General features: G+C 38.7%; 19 protein-coding genes. All 19 read right to left on the reverse strand.

Annotated elements, in window-relative coordinates; all coding sequences use genetic code 11:
* Positions 1-26 precede the first annotated feature (26 nt).
* The 19 genes from spoIVB to spoIIIAD all read right to left on the reverse strand — a co-directional run bounded on the left by spoIVB (position 27) and on the right by spoIIIAD (position 18401).
* Positions 27-1313, reverse strand: a complete 1287-nt coding sequence (gene spoIVB / locus AC4G3K_RS02795) for a SpoIVB peptidase (protein WP_491132410.1) — start codon at positions 1311-1313, stop codon at positions 27-29.
* 179 nt (positions 1314-1492) lie between these two features.
* Positions 1493-3205 carry a DNA repair protein RecN gene (gene recN, locus AC4G3K_RS02800; protein ID WP_491075762.1) on the reverse strand — a complete coding sequence of 571 codons (1713 nt, stop codon included), beginning with the start codon at positions 3203-3205 and terminating at the stop codon, positions 1493-1495.
* Between the two features lie 18 nt (positions 3206-3223).
* Positions 3224-3673 (reverse strand): transcriptional regulator AhrC/ArgR, encoded by a 450-nt coding sequence (gene ahrC / locus AC4G3K_RS02805; RefSeq protein ID WP_491132411.1) that lies wholly within the window; start codon positions 3671-3673, stop codon positions 3224-3226.
* A 135-nt stretch (positions 3674-3808) separates the two neighbouring features.
* On the reverse strand, positions 3809-4645 hold the full coding sequence (locus AC4G3K_RS02810; RefSeq protein WP_491132412.1) for a TlyA family RNA methyltransferase: 837 nt from the start codon (positions 4643-4645) through the stop codon (positions 3809-3811).
* A 2-nt stretch (positions 4646-4647) separates the two neighbouring features.
* Positions 4648-6543, reverse strand: coding sequence for a 1-deoxy-D-xylulose-5-phosphate synthase (dxs, locus tag AC4G3K_RS02815; protein ID WP_491132413.1), 1896 nt, complete (start codon positions 6541-6543; stop codon positions 4648-4650).
* A gap of 5 nt (positions 6544-6548) precedes the next feature.
* Positions 6549-7172 (reverse strand): hypothetical protein, encoded by a 624-nt coding sequence (locus AC4G3K_RS02820; protein ID WP_491075766.1) that lies wholly within the window; start codon positions 7170-7172, stop codon positions 6549-6551.
* Between the two features lie 711 nt (positions 7173-7883).
* Entirely contained in the window at positions 7884-8771 is an 888-nt protein-coding gene (locus AC4G3K_RS02825; RefSeq protein ID WP_491132414.1) for a polyprenyl synthetase family protein, read from the reverse strand.
* Position 8772: 1 nt separating this feature from the next.
* On the reverse strand, positions 8773-9009 hold the full coding sequence (xseB, locus tag AC4G3K_RS02830) for an exodeoxyribonuclease VII small subunit (RefSeq protein ID WP_491075768.1): 237 nt from the start codon (positions 9007-9009) through the stop codon (positions 8773-8775).
* 1 nt (position 9010) lies between these two features.
* Positions 9011-10354 (reverse strand): exodeoxyribonuclease VII large subunit, encoded by a 1344-nt coding sequence (gene xseA / locus AC4G3K_RS02835; protein ID WP_491132415.1) that lies wholly within the window; start codon positions 10352-10354, stop codon positions 9011-9013.
* Between the two features lie 91 nt (positions 10355-10445).
* Positions 10446-11312: a bifunctional methylenetetrahydrofolate dehydrogenase/methenyltetrahydrofolate cyclohydrolase FolD gene (folD, locus tag AC4G3K_RS02840; RefSeq protein WP_491132416.1), complete on the reverse strand. Its 867-nt coding sequence runs from the start codon at positions 11310-11312 to the stop codon at positions 10446-10448.
* A 42-nt stretch (positions 11313-11354) separates the two neighbouring features.
* Complete coding sequence (nusB, locus tag AC4G3K_RS02845; protein WP_491132417.1) at positions 11355-11741, reverse strand: transcription antitermination factor NusB; 387 nt, start codon at positions 11739-11741, stop codon at positions 11355-11357.
* A gap of 402 nt (positions 11742-12143) precedes the next feature.
* Positions 12144-12548 (reverse strand): Asp23/Gls24 family envelope stress response protein, encoded by a 405-nt coding sequence (locus AC4G3K_RS02850; RefSeq protein ID WP_491132418.1) that lies wholly within the window; start codon positions 12546-12548, stop codon positions 12144-12146.
* A gap of 29 nt (positions 12549-12577) precedes the next feature.
* Entirely contained in the window at positions 12578-13930 is a 1353-nt protein-coding gene (gene accC, locus AC4G3K_RS02855) for an acetyl-CoA carboxylase biotin carboxylase subunit (protein ID WP_491075773.1), read from the reverse strand.
* A gap of 13 nt (positions 13931-13943) precedes the next feature.
* Complete coding sequence (accB, locus tag AC4G3K_RS02860) at positions 13944-14438, reverse strand: acetyl-CoA carboxylase biotin carboxyl carrier protein (protein WP_491132655.1); 495 nt, start codon at positions 14436-14438, stop codon at positions 13944-13946.
* A 478-nt stretch (positions 14439-14916) separates the two neighbouring features.
* Complete coding sequence (locus AC4G3K_RS02865) at positions 14917-15462, reverse strand: SpoIIIAH-like family protein (RefSeq protein WP_491075774.1); 546 nt, start codon at positions 15460-15462, stop codon at positions 14917-14919.
* Between the two features lie 21 nt (positions 15463-15483).
* Complete coding sequence (gene spoIIIAG, locus AC4G3K_RS02870; protein ID WP_491132419.1) at positions 15484-16143, reverse strand: stage III sporulation protein AG; 660 nt, start codon at positions 16141-16143, stop codon at positions 15484-15486.
* Entirely contained in the window at positions 16143-16769 is a 627-nt protein-coding gene (spoIIIAF, locus tag AC4G3K_RS02875) for a stage III sporulation protein AF (RefSeq protein WP_491132420.1), read from the reverse strand. The genes spoIIIAG and spoIIIAF overlap by 1 nt, the downstream gene beginning before the upstream one ends.
* 14 nt (positions 16770-16783) lie before the next feature.
* Complete coding sequence (gene spoIIIAE / locus AC4G3K_RS02880) at positions 16784-17980, reverse strand: stage III sporulation protein AE (RefSeq protein ID WP_491075777.1); 1197 nt, start codon at positions 17978-17980, stop codon at positions 16784-16786.
* 37 nt (positions 17981-18017) lie between these two features.
* Positions 18018-18401, reverse strand: a complete 384-nt coding sequence (spoIIIAD, locus tag AC4G3K_RS02885; protein WP_491075778.1) for a stage III sporulation protein AD — start codon at positions 18399-18401, stop codon at positions 18018-18020.
* Positions 18402-18419: the final 18 nt, after the last annotated feature.

The raw sequence follows: 18419 nt of genomic DNA on the forward strand, positions 1-18419 counted from the left end.
CACTAAAAAAGGAAAAGCAGGCTGAATTAACCTGCTTCTTGTTCCTGTTGATAGATATCAATTCCAGCTTCATTGAGCATCCATTCAATATGAACACCATACCCGCTTGTTGGATCATTGACAAAAACGTGTGTAACAGCACCAATAACCTTTCCATTTTGAATAATCGGGCTTCCGCTCATTCCTTGGACAATGCCGCCAGTTTTGCTTAATAATTCTTTATCCGTGACTTTTAGGACCATGCCTTTAGTAGCTGGAAACTTTTGTGGTATCGTACTGATTATTTCAATATCAAATTTCTCTACCTTATTTCCATCCACTACTGTATAGATTTCGGCTGGCCCTTCCTCCACTTCATTTGATAAAGCAATTGGCATTGGTGAATTATTTATTCCATTGTCCACTTGCCGATTTAGCCGTCCAAATATGCCAAATGGAGAGTTTCGGTTAATGTTCCCGATAATTTCCCGGTCAGCTGCAAAACGAGCTAACTTTTCACCAGGATTCCCATTGCTGCCTTTTTCAATTGAAGTAACAGTTGATTTTACAATCTGACCATCCTTCACTACAATTGGCTTTTTTGTATCCATATCTGAAATAACATGACCTAAAGCTCCATATTTTCTTGTTTGAGGATGGTAAAAGGTCATCGTACCAATACCTGCTGCTGAGTCCCGAATATAAAGACCCAATTTAAAAACCTTCTCATTCCTATCCTTTAAGGGAGATAATTGTTTAGTCAGCTTCACATTATCGCGGAATATATCCACAATTAATGGTTTATTATTCTTCTCAAATTCTTGAACAAAAGGGGAAACATCCTGCATCTTAGTAATCGATTTCCCATTGATGGCTGTAATAATATCACCAACTTGCACACCGGAAATTTCACCAGGTGAAAGATTACCTTTCTCTGTTGCTATTTGATGATGGCCAACTACAAGGACACCTAAAGTATTTAATTTAACACCAATTGATTGTCCTCCCGGTATCACTTTAAAATCCTGTAATACTTCAATATCAACTTTTTTAACAGGGATCCCCGCAATATTAAAAACAACTTGATTATTACCACTTTTGGAGCCCTTAATCCTTAGAGCTGTGGAACGATTTTCAATTGAAACCCCAGAGTTTGCAGAGACCACTTCTGCTTTTAAAAACTGACTTTTTTCAAATGATTTATTTTGACCTTCAAATAAGGTTAGTTTGGTGGGAATTTCAAAATACTTTTGCATTGGGTGGCTAAAAATAATGGCTAACAGCGAAACAAGGAGAAATACACCGAAATATTTTCTTGTTGAGATCGATTTCATCCATTCACTCTCCTCGTTTCTATGGCTACCCTTATAATTTTGCCGAGAGCGATTGACTTTATAACAAAAGAACAAAATAAAAAGCTACCCATAATGGATAGTAATAACAATGGTAAAATATTTACCTAAGATAACTTTAATAAAGCTACAATAAAATGAAAAACTGAGGAGATTAATCCTCAGTTTGCTCCAATAGTGTATTTAATTTGATCAGCCGAATCCAGCATTTCTTTAACATGTTCTTCTGTTAAAGCTGTTAATTCTTTACCCGAAATCATACGACCTATTTCTTTTACACGTTCTTCTTTTTTGAGCGGTTTTACATTTGTTTTTGTTCGTCCTCCTGCAATCTCCTTAGAAATAAACAAATGGATGTCTGCCATTGCTGCCACTTGTGGCAAATGACTGATACATAAAACCTGTGAACCTTCCGAAACTCGATAAATCTTTTCAGCTATCGACTGTGCAACACGGCCGCTGACTCCTGTATCTACTTCATCGAAAATAATGGAAGTAATTCCCTGATGTTGAGAGAAAATATTCTTGATTGCCAGCATAATCCGTGACAATTCTCCACCTGAGGCAGTTTTGGAAAGCGGCTTAACAGGCTCACCTGGATTGGCAGAAATATAAAATTCCACTTGATCCAACCCATTCTCTCCTATTGTTTCGGAATGATTTTGCCCGGAGTGATGAAAATACACTTCAAATACAGCTTTATCCATATAAAGTTCTTTCAGTTCACGATGGATTGCATCTGTTAAAAGACATGCATACTTATGTCTCAACTCTGAAAGATTTTCACCTTCCAGAATAACTTCTTTCTCTAAAGCGGAAAGCTGGCTCTTTAATTTTTCGAGATGAGTCTCCCGATTTAAAATCGTGTCAATTTCCTCTTCAATTGCGGCACTGTACTCTAGTATATCCCGTATCGACTTACCATATTTACGTTTTAAATGATGTATTTCATTAAGCCTGGCATCAATATCATGAAGTCTTTCTGGATCAAATTCCAGCAAATCCAGTTGTGAGCGGATTAAAGTTTTTGCATCCTCGAGAATATAGAATGCATTTTTAACGGATTCAGATAACTCTTTATATTGTTCATCAAGATTTTCGATTCCTTCCAGGTCAGTCATCGCATTTCCAACCCAATCCAGTCCCCCATTTTCATTATTTAAGGACATATAAGAATTATGTAAACTTTGATGAACCTTTTCAAAGTTACTGAGTTTTTGCTTTTCTTCAACTAATCTCTCTTCCTCATCCAACTCGAGTTCAGCCTTTTGAATTTCCTCAAATTGAAATTGGATTAAATCAAGTCTGTGAGCCATTTGCTGCTCATTTTCACTTAATTTCTTCATTTGTTGCCTTGTCTCATTATATTGTTTATAAAGCTTACGATATTCTGTCAGGGATTGTTTAATATCTCTTTCGCCAAATTGATCTAATAACGGAAGATGAAAATCTGGATCCATTAACTCTTGATGTTCATGCTGTCCATGGATATCAATTAATTTTCTCCCTACCTCTCTTAAGGTGGAGATTGTGACCATTTTCCCATTAATCCGGCATACACTTTTCCCTGAAGTATACATATCCCTTCTTATAATGATTGTATTTTCTTCCGTCTCGATGCCAAATTCCTTCGCTTTCTGTATGGCTGGATGCAAGTCGTTCGGGAGTTGAAACAAGCCTTCCAGTTCTGCTTTCTCTTCACCATGTCTAATAAATTCAGACGATCCGCGACCTCCGGCCAATAGTTGCACTGCATCGATAATAATGGACTTACCGGCACCTGTTTCACCGGTAAGTACAGTCAGTCCTTTATCCAATGAAAGTACCTGTGATTCTATGATGGCGAAATTACGTATGGAGAGTTCCAATAACATCTGTTCATCCCAACTTTCTTAAAGCATATCCAGAAAACGTTTTGATATGATTTCAGCATCTTTTGCATCTTTGCAAATAATTAAGCAAGTATCATCTCCACAAATCGTTCCAAGTATCTCTTCCCAATCGAGATTGTCCATTAAAACACCAATTGCCTGGGCATTACCCGGTAAAGTTTTCATGACTAATAAGTTATTGGCTGAGTCAATGCGCACAAACGCATCAACTAAAGTTCGTTTAAGTTTTTGCAAAGGGTTAAAACGCTGATCTGCCGGCAAACTGTATTTATAGCGGCCATCCTGCATTGGAACTTTTGCCAGGTGCAGTTCTTTTATGTCTCTTGACACAGTGGCCTGCGTAACATTTACCCCTTCCGCTCTTAAAATGTCCACTAAGTCATCTTGTGTTTCAATATTATTATTTGTAATTATTTCACGTATTTTTATATGTCTTTGTCCTTTATTCATTGACTGACACTCCTCAATATAATGCCTTCCATTCCTAATGTTAGCGGATTTTGTCGTAAATGTACATGTATTTTTATGCAAAGATTGCATAAGAAATAATCCCCCGAAGCAAAAGCTACCGAGGGATTAATTATTTTAATTCTCTTCACCTTTATTGGTTTTTAATGCTTTATGTGCCTCTTCCACAACTTGTTCAAGATTCACATCAACATCCTGTTTTGCACTGGAATTTTCTCCGGGCCAGTATAAATGGAATAAAAACTCAATATTGCCATCCCCGCCTGTTATGGGGCTAAAAGTGGCCTCCTTCAGAATAAAGCCTTCCTGAACAGCAAAATCCCTAATTTTTTCGACCACTTGAAGATGCACCTTTTTATCGCGTATGATCCCTTTTTTACCGACCTGATCGCGTCCAGCTTCAAATTGCGGTTTAACAAGACTGACAACATCACTGCCAGCTACCAGTATGCGTTTTAAAGCCGGTAAGATCAGCTTCAAAGATATGAAGGAAACATCAATAGTGGCGAATTCAGGTAACCCCTCTGTAAAATCTTCAGGTACGGAGTGGCGGAAATTTGTTCTTTCCATTACGACTACCCGAGGATCCTGTCGCAGTTTCCAAGCTAATTGATTATATCCGACATCTACAGCATACGATTTTCTTGCACCATTTTGAAGGGCACAATCTGTAAAGCCCCCTGTAGATGATCCAATATCAATCATCAGTTTGTCCTTAACGGAAATATTAAATGTCTCCATTGCCTTTTCTAGCTTATACCCGCCTCTTGATACATATGGCATCATCTCACCTTTTATCATCAGCGGTGCGTCTATTGCAATTTTTTCTCCAGCTTTGTCCATCCGCAAATCATTTGAATAAACAATTCCAGCCATCACAGCCCGTTTTGCCTTTTCTCTTGTTTCTGCTAATCCACGTTCAACCAACAATACATCAACACGTTCTTTTTTCATATTTAATACGCCTTTTTCGTTACTTTATAGGTCATCTTAGATAGTTTTTCTACAATACCATCCGCAGTTAGATCAATATCATCAAGCAATTTACCGACACTTCCGTGTTCTATAAATTCATCTGGGATTCCAATTCTTTCGATATATGCTTTATGGAAACCATTTTCCTCTGCAAACTCGAGTACTGCGCTGCCGAATCCTCCCTGCAAAACAGCTTCTTCTACTGTTAGAATTGGCAAATTAGAAGACATTAATTCGGAAAGCATCACTTCATCTAAAGGCTTTATAAAACGGGCATTCACAACCTTCACATGAATATTATCCTTATGAAGTCTTTCAGCCGCCTCCATTGCCATTGGAATAGTTGTACCAAATGTTAATATAACAGCATCATTTCCCTCGCGTAAAACTTCCCATGAACCAATCGGGATCGTTTTCAGTTCTTCATCCATTGGTACTCCCAATCCATTGCCTCTTGGAAAACGCATGGCAATTGGACCATCATTATATTGAATGGCTGTATTGACCATATGCTGCCCTTCATTTTCATCCTTAGGCATCATGATAACCATATTGGGCATTGGACGCAGGAAGGTGATATCAAACACACCTTGATGTGTTTCTCCATCAGCCCCCACCAATCCTGCCCGATCAATTCCAATAAAGACATTTAATTTTTGTCGGCATATATCATGAAGTACTTGGTCATATGCACGTTGCAAGAATGTAGAATAAATCGCTAAAAATGGTTTCATTCCCTGTGTTGCAAGTCCTGCAGCAACAGTAGTTGCATGCTGTTCCGCAATTCCCACATCAAACATTCGATCAGGGAATTCAGAAGCAAAACCGAGCAACTTCGAACCGACAGGCATTGCTGGAGTAATCGCTACAATGCGCTCATCGTCACGGGCTAATCTCCTAACTGTTTCACTGACAAGTGCACTCCATGCTGGTGGTGCATTCAATTCCTTGATTAAATCACCTGTCTCGATTTTATACGGACCCGTACCATGCCACGTACCAACCGCATCTGTTTCAGCAGGATTATAGCCTTTTCCTTTTTTCGTTATCACGTGCAAAAGAACAGGACCTTTTGTTTTTTTAGCATATTTAAGATTTTCAGACAGTTCTTCAAAGTCGTGTCCATCAACCGGACCTAAATAAGTAAAGCCCAGTTCCTCAAAAAACATCCCGGAAACAACCAGATACTTCAAACTGTCTTTTATACGTTCAGCTGTATTGGCAAGTTTGCCACCCACAGCCGGAATTTTTTTAAGCAGTTGTTCAAGCTCGTCTTTAACGTAGTTGTATTTTCCTCCTGTTCTCATTCTTCCTAGAATAGAATGAAGGGCACCTACGTTTGGAGCAATGGACATTTCGTTATCGTTAAGGACAACAATCATATCCTTTTTCTCATGTCCTATATGGTTTAATGCTTCTAGGGCCATACCACCTGTTAAAGCACCATCACCTATAATAGGGACGATAAAGCTTTTTTCTTTTTTGAGATCACGGGCAATTGCCATGCCCATTGCAGCTGATAATGATGTTGAACTGTGCCCGGTTTCCCAAACATCATGCTCACTTTCATTCATCTTTGGAAACCCGCAAAGTCCTTTATATTGACGGAGAGTTTCAAACTGACATGCTCGACCCGTCAATATTTTATGAACATAAGACTGATGTCCTACATCCCATAAAAATTTATCCTGGGGACTATTAAACTCCTTATGTAAAGCGAGTGTTAATTCCACTACACCCAAGTTGGGGCCAATGTGTCCGCCAGTAACAGATAGTTTTTTTATTAAGAATTCTCTTATATCCTGTGACAAAGACTCCAATTCCGTATTGGACATCTTTTTAAGAAAAGAGGGGTCTTTTATGGATAATAAATCCATCAGGATCACTCACTTTCATTTCGTTTTCTTTTGGGACGCTTGGGTCGCTTTCCCTTATTTTCTTTTATTATAACAATTTGGAAATGTTTCTCAAGGAAGTACAATAATTTGCCCACTGCAAATATAATATCCTTTGAATAGCGGATGGCAAGGGTTTTCCCCATTGCTTTACCGCCTACTGTTAAAGCAGCGATTAAACTAGTAAGAATAATCGAGCCAACGTTTTCAGTTAAGGAGGCTTCTTCCCAGTTAAAGCTAATTGATAATTGCACAATCACGATCGCAGTCGCTGTCCCACTCACGATTCCCGAAATATCCCCAATGACATCATTACAGAAGCTTGCAAATCGATCGGCATTTCGAATAATGCTTATGGAATGTTTCGCACCTTGAATTCGATTGGAAGCCATTGCATGAAATGGGACTTCATCAGCAGCAGTAGCTGCAATACCAATCATATCAAAGAAGATACCAATAAGTACAATGCTAAGAACAATCGCTATGCCACTTACCCATCCAACTCCATTTAAAGCAATAGTAGATATGACAGTAAAAATAGCCGCAAGGAGAAACGTAATAACAGTTATGATCATCGTCCATCTCGCTGATTGTTTCAATATTTTTTTCATATAATGTATGTCAACCCATCCTATATGCAAAATAAAGCCTGCCAGCAGCAAGCTTTTTCGAAGAATTGTATATGAGTGGTCATATATGAAGTTAATTTTACGGCTTAGGTCCAGTAGGATTTCCCAGCCAGTTACCGAATGTCGCCATATCGGCGGTTTCCCTTTAAACCTGACTCAATTGCGTTTCCGTCAATTGGACTGGATTGCCACTTAGTCCGTACCTTAATCCTTCCTATATGTCATTGAACAGTCTAGGGGATTTCCCCGACAGCCCTTAACCGATTCCTTAGCCTCTTTTGCAAAACCGATTTCATGCGATGGCAGTAGATATATCAATGGCCAACTGATGTATAGACGCCCTTATCACAATCCCCTCAAATTTCACTCAAGGCAGGCTACGCTGCACACAGTTTCCTGTTTATGCAGGTTTTCCAATATTCTAATCTAAATTAGAATAAAGCCTCCGCGGAACCAGGGTCAACGCCCACATGCCATTGTGGATCGCCCTAATTCCTTACTTCCTGAATCGACCCAAGGCTGGGCGCCCCGGGCCAATCCAAGAACCATCATCGATGTGCCCTTTAGTGAATTTTTAGGCTCACTCTCCAGAACGGTAGACCGACTAGAATACTGCACCACTCTTGGATATCAGAAAGTATAGCATACATCATCTATCTTAAGTAAGTGGATTTGGATGGAAAAACAACCAAATCAATGGTCACGCTTCCCTACCAATTCAACAAATTTTACTAACAAGGACTCATCACACTCAATTTCGGAGAGTAATGTTCTTGCTGAATCAATATGTTGGACCAGCATTAATTTAGCTTTCTCCATCGTTAAAAGGGATGGGTATGTACTCTTATGGTTGGAAACATCGCTCCCAACCGGTTTTCCTATCACACTTTCTGATCCTTCGACATCCAGGATATCATCGCGAATTTGGAAAGCTAAACCAAGATGACGGGAAAATTCCCTTAATTTTTCTTTCTGTACTGAGCTTGCCCCTGCAAGTATAGCACCAGCCAAAATACTGTAACCCAGCAATTTACCGGTCTTATTATCATGAATATACTCAAGACCTTGTAGATTTACGCCATTTTTTTCTCCTTCTATATCTGCCACTTGGCCACCAACCATCCCTTCAGCCCCAGCTGCCTTTGCCAATTCCAAGACCAGTTCTAAAAGGACGGAAGGTTCTATATCAGCTTTGGATTGATTGGCAATGACTTCAAAGGCGAGGGTTAGAAGCGCATCCCCTGCAAGGACTGCCATCCCTTCACCAAATATTTTATGGTTCGTTGGCTTTCCTCTTCTTAAGTCATCATCATCCATACATGGCAGATCATCATGGATTAAAGAATACGTATGAATCATTTCAATGGCGCATGCCGTATCAAGCCCAATCTCTGCTTTTTTGCCAAAAGCCTGCAAAACGGCCATCACCAATAAAGGTCTAAGCCTTTTTCCCCCTGCATCCAAGGAATACGCCATCGCCTTTTGAAGAGTTGCCGGTGTGTTTAAATTGGATACAATCTCTTCCATTCTCGACTCAATTTTATGTTTATTTTCGTTTAAGAAGGAAGTAAACTCTGTCATATTACTCCTCCTCATCAATGGCAAACGGTTTAAAAGCATCTTCTTTCATGATAAGTGTTAATTGCTCTTCAGCTGTTTTAAGCTTATCATGGCACCATTTTGAAAGTTCCATTCCTTCTTTGTATAGATTTATGGACTCTTCCAAAGGTACTTCACCATCTTCCAGGCGTTCCACAATTCCTTCCAGTTTAGTCATTGCTTCTTCAAACGTAACAGCAATCTCTTCCTTTTTGCTCATATCAATCACTCTCCCTAATATCATTAACCGTACAATCGATTTCACCATCTTGCACGACTACTTTCAATTGATCGCCTACTTTTACAGATTTAGTTGATTTTATCAGATTTTCTTCGTCATTATAAACAAGTCCAAATCCTTTTTCCATGATCTTTAAAGGACTGACCGCCTCGAGAAGTGTCACCATATTAAGGTATTCGCGCTGCTTACTTTTTACTGTATTGGCAGTTGCTCGATTCATGCGAGTCTCTATTTGTTCAATTTCGCGCATTTTTCTTACGATTGTGTTTAACGGAATATTACGCTCTACCGATTTAGAAAGTGCCAGCACTTGATCTTGTTTACGCTGAAAATAAAGTTTACTGTTCCGTGAAATACGCTCAGCCACTCGATCAAGCTGCTCTAATTTCTGCTGATATAACAAGTGTGGATATTTAAAAGCATACGATTTATGAATAGATAACAACCGATTTTTTTCCGACTCAATGCGCTGATGGGAATAGCGAATTAACTTTGTTTCCATTATGGAAATCCGTTCTGCTATATCGCTTACTTTTGGCGCTGCCATTTCAGCTGCCCCAGTAGGTGTAGGCGCTCTTAAGTCAGCAACAAAATCACTGATGGTTGTATCTGTTTCATGTCCAACCGCTGAAATGATCGGTATCTTGGAAGCAAATATCGCCCTTGCGACGATTTCTTCATTAAACGCCCATAGCTCCTCTATCGATCCACCGCCTCTGCCGACAATCAAGACATCAATGGGGTGCTCATTGGCTTCTTCAATTGCTTTTACGATAGAGGGTGCTGCCTGTTTCCCTTGAACCAAAGCCGGAAAAATTAAAATTTCACCAATTGGATATCGCCTTTTTAAAGTTGTAATAATATCACGAATTGCCGCTCCCGTAGGAGACGTAATGACACCAATTTTAGCTGGAAACAGAGGAATTGGCTGTTTATGCATTCTCTCGAATAGACCTTCATGCTCAAGCTTTTTCTTTAGCTGTTCAAATGCAATAAACAGTTCTCCGATTCCATCAGGCATCATCTCTCTTATGTACATTTGATACCCGCCGGTTGGTTCATAGACACGTATTTCGCCCCGCAACAGAACCTTCATTCCATTTTCAGGAGCAAACGCGAGCGATTGGGCTGATTTAGCAAACATGACTGCATTAATTCTTGTTTTATCATCCTTTAACGTCAAGTACATATGACCGCTGGAATGCTTTTTGAAATTAGATATTTCACCCTTCACATAAATATCTGCCAGATTGGGGTCTGCATCAAATTTGCGTTTTATATACTTGGTTAAGGCGGCCACAGTTAAATATTGATTTTTCTCCATTCAGATATGGCCTCCCTCTTCACATTATTTTTTTACACATAAAAAAACTGCCGTAAATGTTATTATAGCAATTTTCGGCAGCTTAATATAATTATCCTTCTTTACCTTTTAACAAAGATTTTTTTGCGGCTTGGAGAGTATTATGCATGAGCATAGTAATCGTCATAGGGCCAACGCCACCGGGAACAGGTGTGATATAAGAAGTTTTATGCATGACATCATCAAAATCAACATCACCGCATAATTTATTCGATTCATCTCTGTTCATGCCAACGTCAATCACTATGGCGCCTTCTTTCACATCATCAGCCTTAATCATTTTAGCGATTCCAACCGCCGCAATCAGGATATCCGCTTGTTTTGTAAAGTGTCTCAGATTCACTGTTTTAGAATGACAATATGTTACCGTTGCATTTTCGTTTAAAAACAGTTGTCCAACAGGTTTGCCGACAATATTGCTTCGTCCGACAACTACCACATGTTTACCGGAAATATCAATCCCTGTTTTTTGAACCATTTTTAATATCCCAAACGGTGTGCACGGCAACAATGCCTCCTGCTTTGTCATCATTCTGCCAATATTGATTGGATGGAAGCCATCTACATCCTTGGCCGGGTCAATCGTTTCAATCACACGTTTTTCGTCAATGTGATCGGGCAGGGGTAACTGAACTAAAATCCCATGTATATCCGGACGATGATTCAGTTCTACAAGCTTATTAAGGAGTTTACTCTCGGAAATAGATGCCGGATAGACGTTTATCTCCGATTTCATCGCCAACTGTTCACATGCTTTTTCTTTATTTCGCACATAGGTTTGAGATGCTTGGTCATCTCCAACCAGGATAACGGCAAGACCTGGTGTAATGCCTTCTTCCTTTAATAATGCAACGTCCCTGGCAATCTCTTCGCGGATAGTTGCTGATATCAATTTTCCGTTAAGTATCTGTGCCGGCATGAGAGTAGCTCCTCCTTAAAATCTTTTCTTTATCTCTATTTTTTATAATGCTTCTTTAATTTTAGATAACACCGCATTAACAAATTTTGGTGATTGGTCATCTCCGAACAGCTTAGCCAATTCAATTGCTTCATTAATGGCTGCGTTCTGCGGAACCTCTTCGTTGAATAATAATTCGTACGAAGTCAGTCTTATAATATTACGATCAATATTTGAAAGACGGCTCAATTTCCAATTCTCTAAATTAGATTCAATAAGCGCATCAATTTTTTCCAATTGATCTGTCGTTCCATGTACCAGTTTAATTAAATATGGATCTGCTTCAGTTTCATCCACCACATGCTCTATTGCTATTTCTCTTTCCACTTTCCCAACATCTATTTGAAAAAGAGCTTGAAGAGCTTTTTCTCTTGCCTCTCTGCGTTTCATGAATAATTCTTACTCCTTTACTTCGAAAAGTGCACTAAACATTGTGCCCTTCGTATCATATATGAAATCATAACACATCCTTACAAGTAAAGGTAGTATAGTAGCATCATTTAAAGATTGTTCAAGTACTGATTCTACTGTCAACTACCCAAAGGTGTGCATAACATCTCAATCATCCATTATCTCCCTGTTAATGAGCTATATACACAAAAAACTGACTGTCTTTTAGTGTTCCTGCTTAAATTCCTTTTAACAGACAGATAACAAAAGCACTCAGCAATTGAAACGTCCCCCCTGTTAGATTGTGACTAACTTTGCAGGGGACGTTCATTTATGAGCTGAGTGCTTTTATTGCCAGTGCCCAAAAATTAAATAATACTTAGGCACTGTTATTTAACCATTTTACAGTGTATCCAGATAATCTGATTCGACTTTAGCCGTTTCAAATTGTATACCAACAATATGAACATTTACTTCAGTTGCTTCAAGAGCAGTCATGTTCAATAATGTTTGGCGAATATTTTCTTGTGCTTCCTGCGCAACCTTTGGAATAGATACACCGAATTTCACGAGACAGTATACATCAATCTTAATGCTGTCTTCATTAAGTTCAACTTTTACGCCTTTACCATGATTTTTTTTACCAAGCTTTTCCACAACACCTGAGGCGAAATTCCCTCTCATTTGGGCAATTCCTTCTACTTCACTTGCTGCTATACCAGTAATCACCTCAATGACTTCAGGGGCAATTTCTACTTTCCCTAAACCATCATAGTTTTCTAAATCTACTGTTTGATTTTCTTCCATGTCATACACCTCCAAATCTTCTATCTCTATTATGGATTCATAACGTCATAAGTTTCAAGAAATTTTGTGTTAAAATCTCCAGAAACAAAAACATCATGGTTCATTAACTTTAAATGAAAGGGTATGGTAGTTTCAATACCTTCGATTACAAATTCTGAAAGTGCACGTTTCATTTTTCGTACAGCTTCATCCCGTGTTGGAGCATGGACAATCAATTTCGCTACCATAGAATCATAATAAGGCGGGATAAAATAGCCTGTATAGGCTGCCGAGTCAATCCTTACGCCAAACCCACCAGGCGGAAGATACATTTCTACCTTACCCGCTGATGGCATAAAGTTTTTATTCGGATTTTCAGCATTGATTCGGCATTCAATCGCCCAGCCATTGAATTGAACATCTCTTTGTTCAACCAATAATTTTTCACCGGAAGCTACCCTAATTTGTTCTTTAATTAGATCAATTCCAGTTACCATTTCAGTCACAGGATGTTCAACCTGAATTCTTGTATTCATCTCCATGAAATAAAACTTACGATTGCGGTGATCGTATATAAACTCAACCGTTCCTGCTCCGGTATAATCGACAGCCTTTGCTGCAGTGACTGCCGCTTCACCCATTTCTTTTCTCATTTCACTATCAATCGCAGGCGATGGTGTTTCTTCCACAAGTTTTTGGAGCCTTCTTTGAATGGAACAATCTCTTTCACCCAGGTGAATAACATGGCCATGGCTATCACCCAAAACCTGAATTTCTACATGACGGAAATCTTCAATAAATTTCTCGATATATACTCCCGGATTTCCAAAAGCCGTCAGGGCTTCCTGACGGGTTATTCGGAGACCTTTTAGCAGCTCAGTTTCATCGCTGGCTATTCGAATCCCTTTTCCGCCACCACCGGCTGTTGCTTTAATTATGACTGGATATCCGATCTCAGTAGCAACTTGAATGGCTGCCTCTTCATCATCCACAATACCCCTCGAGCCCGGCACTACCGGCACACCGGCAGCACGCATCGTCTCCCTGGCAACATCCTTTGTACCCATTTTTGAAATAGCTTCTGCTGATGGACCGATAAAAATTAAATGACACTCTTTACACATCTCAGCAAAATCAGCATTTTCGGCTAAAAAACCATAACCCGGATGAATCGCATCACAACCAGTTAATTTTGCTAAGCTAATGATATTGGCTATATTCAAATAACTGTCCTTGGAAGCTTTAGGCCCTATACAATAGGCTTCATCCGCAATTTGTACATGCAGAGCCGTTTTATCGGCCTCTGAATAGACAGCAACTGTTTCAATATCTAATTCCTTGCAAGCCCTGATAATCCGAACAGCAATTTCACCACGGTTTGCAATCAACACTTTCTTTATCATGATCCGGTTCCTCCTATTCGCCTTTTACTAAAAACAGAGGTTGACCGTATTCAACCAATTGACCATTTTCCACTAATATTTCTACAATCTCTCCGGTAACTTCCGCTTCAATTTCATTAAATAATTTCATTGCTTCCACTATGCAAACAATTGTATCTTTCTTAACTTTATCACCCAATTTTATATAAGCGTCGTCCTCAGGAGATGAGGACACATAAAATGTACCAACCATCGGTGAAGTGATTTTATGAAGATTTGATGTTTGTTCTGCATTTTGTTCCACTACTGGCCGTTTCTCTTCTTTTAACAATGGTTGACTTTCCTGTTGCGGTATTGATTGTACTGCTGGCTCAGCAAGTACCGGTACCTCAGTCGTATGTATAGTACTTTCTGATCCAGTACCTTTAATTATTTTTATTTTAGTACCCTCTTGTTCAAACTCAAACTCTTTTATACCTGTTTGGTTAATTAATTTTATAATTTCTCTAATTTCCTGTACTTTCATCAGGAACCACCCCTCCTATTTATGACCAGATACTAATATGATACTATAATATCAGGTAGAAATACAATTTTCATAATTACCTATCACCTTACGTATATTTCTAGTTTGTCAGTGGAACAGGTACTATCAAAAAATTTCACTTCAGACATTCCTCCAACTCGTTTTGTACCAGGATTTAAAACATTTATATTTGTCTATACACACTAATGGATTATTTATAAATTCGATAAAAGAACCTTACTTTCCTTTTTTTTATGTATATAAAATTATACTTCGTTAACAAAACCGAGCATACCTGCTTGGCAAGAGTTCATATCCTATCAAAAAACAGCCCTAATGATAGTAAAAAAATTAAAGAGAAGGACCCGCCTTAAAACCTACTGGATGATTTATTAAGTAAGCATAAACAAACGGTTTACATATTTTTCAGCATATAAAAACAATATCGGCTGCTCACCGATATTGCCTTGGGTTGTGGAACTTATTTTTCCGGCTGGAATTCAACCGCAACTGCATTTGTTTTACCAATTTCTTTTGTGACCATCTGAATAATTTCGTTCGCTGCACCTGCATCCTTTTTATCGGCCTTTACGGTAATCTGGATTTGATCTCCTTCTGCCCGTACCAATGCATCTTTATAACCAAGAGCAATAATCATAGTCTCTAACATATCCTCTTTGGTTGACATTTCAGCCAATGCTTCTATCTGCTCATGTGCTTCCACTCTTTCTTCTTCTGATAAATCACTTGAAGCTACCTTATTAGTCAGTTCCTCTTTCTGCCTGCTTCTTTCATCGTTCAAGTCAATGCGCATGGCTTCAAAAACAGAATCACTTGATTCATTTGTCACAATTGTGGAAGATTCTTCACTTTCGGTTGACTCTTTAGAAGAATTTGTATTAGTTTTTTCTTTCGGAGTTTCCTGATTTACTGCTGTATCCTGAGGAGTTGTAATATAATATACACTTAGCACCGCCACCAAACTTAACATCGTTAATAACCAAACCGTTTGTTTTCTTAATAACACTTTTTTTCCTCCTTAAAAATCTTATTTTTTCGCCGATACAGCTACACGATGACTCGGTACATCCAGTACTCTTGTCACTGCTTCGATGATTTCTTTTTTAATTCGAACATCATCGGCTCCTTTTGCTACGATCAACACTCCACGGATTGCCGGTTTTTTCGTTTCTTTCACAAGCGGTACTTCTTTATCACCATCACGGATAATGACGATCTTTTCATCCGTAGAAAAGTCTTCAACCTTTCTCTCCCCCCCATCACGGTCTGTTTCTTCTGTCGTTTGGCGCTGTGCAACTGAATTTTTTTCATATACTTTACTTTCAGTTGCATCAATATTAACGATTACAGATACATTAGAGACCCCTTGCATCGTTTCCAAAGTATCCTTCAATTCTCTTTCATACATTTTCTCAATATCTCCAATAGATCCAGACTTTTTTGAAGAAGACGATTTCCATGTAGTGACCGTTTCCTCGTTTTGTTTATCTTGAGCTGAACTAGTTTGAAAAACGGTATTTGTTTGATCTGTAGTTGAATTTGGTTTATTCGTAAACATGCTGGCTGCCATCAATAATATACCGGCTAACAAGATGATTGCGATATACCGGTACTTTTTATTTTCCTTGCTTCCATCCTCTCCCTTAAAGAACAAGTCCTTCATCCTTTGGATCCAATCCTTTTTCATCAAAGTCCATCACCCCCTTCAATTAATCCGATTACAATTTTGCTTGGATCGATTCCCCATATAGTGGATAGTATTGTTGTTAGTTCGGATGACGGTATATTCTCTATTTCCGCTTGCTTCTCATCAATGGTAATGTCTATTGTTTCTACTGGCTGCACATCCTCTGAGCTGGACTCCTGGCTTTCTGCCACAAATACCTGTATGGTTTCAATGTTTTCTGCATTCATTTCTCCATTCTTATCCATAAGTGTGATTTTAATATCTTGAATGGCATAATTACTCTGGTCCATCAGCTCCTTTTCTGCTTCGTTTTTTAGTTGGACAGCCATATGTTCCAATATATATGTCTGTTGGGTCTCTTCTATTTCTCTTTTCTTACTTTCAAGTGAATTTTCTACTTTTGGATTACTCCATGTACTGCTCTGCACAATTTTCTCCTGAATCTCACTAGTAAAGTTTTTATTAAATATCGATAGAATGGGAGTGATAAAAACAGCAATTAAGAGCAATCCTACAACCAGTTTCGTATATTTTTGCATGGTTGAGCTAGGGAGGAGCATGTCCAATATGACTGCGAATAAAATAAAAACGATTATATTGGTAACCCATTCTGTTAATATACTCATCGAATTTCTCCCCCCTATCGAACCATCATCGTGATATTTCCTGCTGCCACGATCACGGTAATGGTCAGAAAAAACATAAGGCTGACAATCGCTAATGCCGCAAAAACATATATAATATTCTTACTGATAATATCGAGACACTTAATCATCGGACCAGCTCCTAGCGGTTGCAGAATTGCCGCAGCCACCTTATAGACCAATGCGATTAATAATATTTTCATAGCTGGAAAGGCAGTCATAATCAGCAAAATCACCACACCTGCAATCCCAACAGTATTTTTTAATATAAGTGAAGCTCCTATCACCGTGTCCGCTGCATCTGTAAACATCCTTCCAACTACAGGAATGAAATTCCCTGTCACAAATTTTGCTGTTCGTATCCCAATTCCGTCTGCTACAGCAGTGGAAACCCCCTGTACGGAGATCACTCCAAGAAATACCGTCATGAAAATACCAAGCAACCCTACACTCCAAGTTCTTAATAAACCAGCAAGCTGAGTGACCTTGTATTGTTCTGACAGCATGCTTACTATACTGAGCATGGTTGATAAAAATAACAGAGGTAAAACAATATACTCAATTAATGCTCCACTTGTATTCATTAGAAACAAGAGCATCGGATGAAAGAAAGCAGATGACAGTACACCGCCTGAGCTAGCAATAAGAGCCAGCAGTAAAGGTATTAAGGCTATCATAAAATCAGTGATAGTAGAAATTGTATCTTTTACATAATCAACTGCTACATGGAAGCTATTTAATGCTATTATCATCAGAACCATAAACACAATGGCGTTCGCTACTTTACTGACAGATGTTTTTTCAAATGTGCTTTGCAAAGTTTGAAGAAATACACTGAAAACCGTCAATAAAATGAGCGTACCTAATAATTTTCCATTCGCAATGATTTCATGGAAAATGAATTGGAGGATTCCGCTAAGCCATTCTTTTATGGAGAATTTTTTTTCACCGCTTACGAAATCTACAAAACTTCCTTTTTGGGACTCAGGTAAAAACCCACCATATTGCTCGTAAACGGAATCCCAAAAATGTTTAAGATCGTTAAGTGGAATATCATCCACATTAAACGTTTCAACAGCCTGTGTTTCTTCCGGCAATTCAGTAGAGTTAGGGGAGGCTTGACTTGTTTGACCATTGCTTAAGCTAAGAATCAGATACAGAACGATGATACTTGTCCACTTAAATTGCTTCATTTATCCTTCAGCCCCTTTAAACCTTTCACCACAATGATTAATTAGGAATCATCTGAATAACACTCTCAATAATGACCGTTAAGATTGGAATAGCCATTGTAAGAATCATAATTTTTCCTGCCAATTCAATTTTTGAAGCAATCGCTCCCTGCCCGGCATCTTTCGTAATTTGCGAGGTGAATTCAGCTATATAGGCAATTCCAATAATTTTCAAAACAGTTGATAAGTAGACCATATTCACATTTGCATTAACGGCCAATTGCTGAATCATTTGAATTATTTCGTAGATTTTTTCTATCAGGAATAGGAATATAGAGCTTCCGACAAATACAACAAGTAAGAAAGCTAGATTTGGCTTTTGTTCCTTGATGATCATTGCCAGAAATGCTCCAACCAGCGCAACACCCGTTATCTGCAACATTTCAATGGCTCATCACCC

Source organism: Bacillus sp. z26 (assembly GCF_058313635.1).

What these genes read in the sequence shown, in the direction of transcription:
- spoIVB (WP_491132410.1), bottom strand. Translation starts at nt 1,313, where the DNA reads ATGAAATCGATCTCAACAAGAAAATATTTCGGTGTATTTCTCCTTGTT.
- recN (WP_491075762.1), bottom strand. Translation starts at nt 3,205, where the DNA reads ATGTTATTGGAACTCTCCATACGTAATTTCGCCATCATAGAATCACAG.
- ahrC (WP_491132411.1), bottom strand. Translation starts at nt 3,673, where the DNA reads ATGAATAAAGGACAAAGACATATAAAAATACGTGAAATAATTACAAAT.
- AC4G3K_RS02810 (WP_491132412.1), bottom strand. Translation starts at nt 4,645, where the DNA reads ATGAAAAAAGAACGTGTTGATGTATTGTTGGTTGAACGTGGATTAGCA.
- dxs (WP_491132413.1), bottom strand. Translation starts at nt 6,543, where the DNA reads ATGGATTTATTATCCATAAAAGACCCCTCTTTTCTTAAAAAGATGTCC.
- AC4G3K_RS02820 (WP_491075766.1), bottom strand. Translation starts at nt 7,172, where the DNA reads ATGAAAAAAATATTGAAACAATCAGCGAGATGGACGATGATCATAACT.
- AC4G3K_RS02825 (WP_491132414.1), bottom strand. Translation starts at nt 8,771, where the DNA reads ATGACAGAGTTTACTTCCTTCTTAAACGAAAATAAACATAAAATTGAG.
- xseB (WP_491075768.1), bottom strand. Translation starts at nt 9,009, where the DNA reads ATGAGCAAAAAGGAAGAGATTGCTGTTACGTTTGAAGAAGCAATGACT.
- xseA (WP_491132415.1), bottom strand. Translation starts at nt 10,354, where the DNA reads ATGGAGAAAAATCAATATTTAACTGTGGCCGCCTTAACCAAGTATATA.
- folD (WP_491132416.1), bottom strand. Translation starts at nt 11,312, where the DNA reads ATGCCGGCACAGATACTTAACGGAAAATTGATATCAGCAACTATCCGC.
- nusB (WP_491132417.1), bottom strand. Translation starts at nt 11,741, where the DNA reads ATGAAACGCAGAGAGGCAAGAGAAAAAGCTCTTCAAGCTCTTTTTCAA.
- AC4G3K_RS02850 (WP_491132418.1), bottom strand. Translation starts at nt 12,548, where the DNA reads ATGGAAGAAAATCAAACAGTAGATTTAGAAAACTATGATGGTTTAGGG.
- accC (WP_491075773.1), bottom strand. Translation starts at nt 13,930, where the DNA reads ATGATAAAGAAAGTGTTGATTGCAAACCGTGGTGAAATTGCTGTTCGG.
- spoIIIAG (WP_491132419.1), bottom strand. Translation starts at nt 16,143, where the DNA reads ATGAAAAAGGATTGGATCCAAAGGATGAAGGACTTGTTCTTTAAGGGA.
- spoIIIAF (WP_491132420.1), bottom strand. Translation starts at nt 16,769, where the DNA reads ATGAGTATATTAACAGAATGGGTTACCAATATAATCGTTTTTATTTTA.
- spoIIIAE (WP_491075777.1), bottom strand. Translation starts at nt 17,980, where the DNA reads ATGAAGCAATTTAAGTGGACAAGTATCATCGTTCTGTATCTGATTCTT.
- spoIIIAD (WP_491075778.1), bottom strand. Translation starts at nt 18,401, where the DNA reads ATGTTGCAGATAACGGGTGTTGCGCTGGTTGGAGCATTTCTGGCAATG.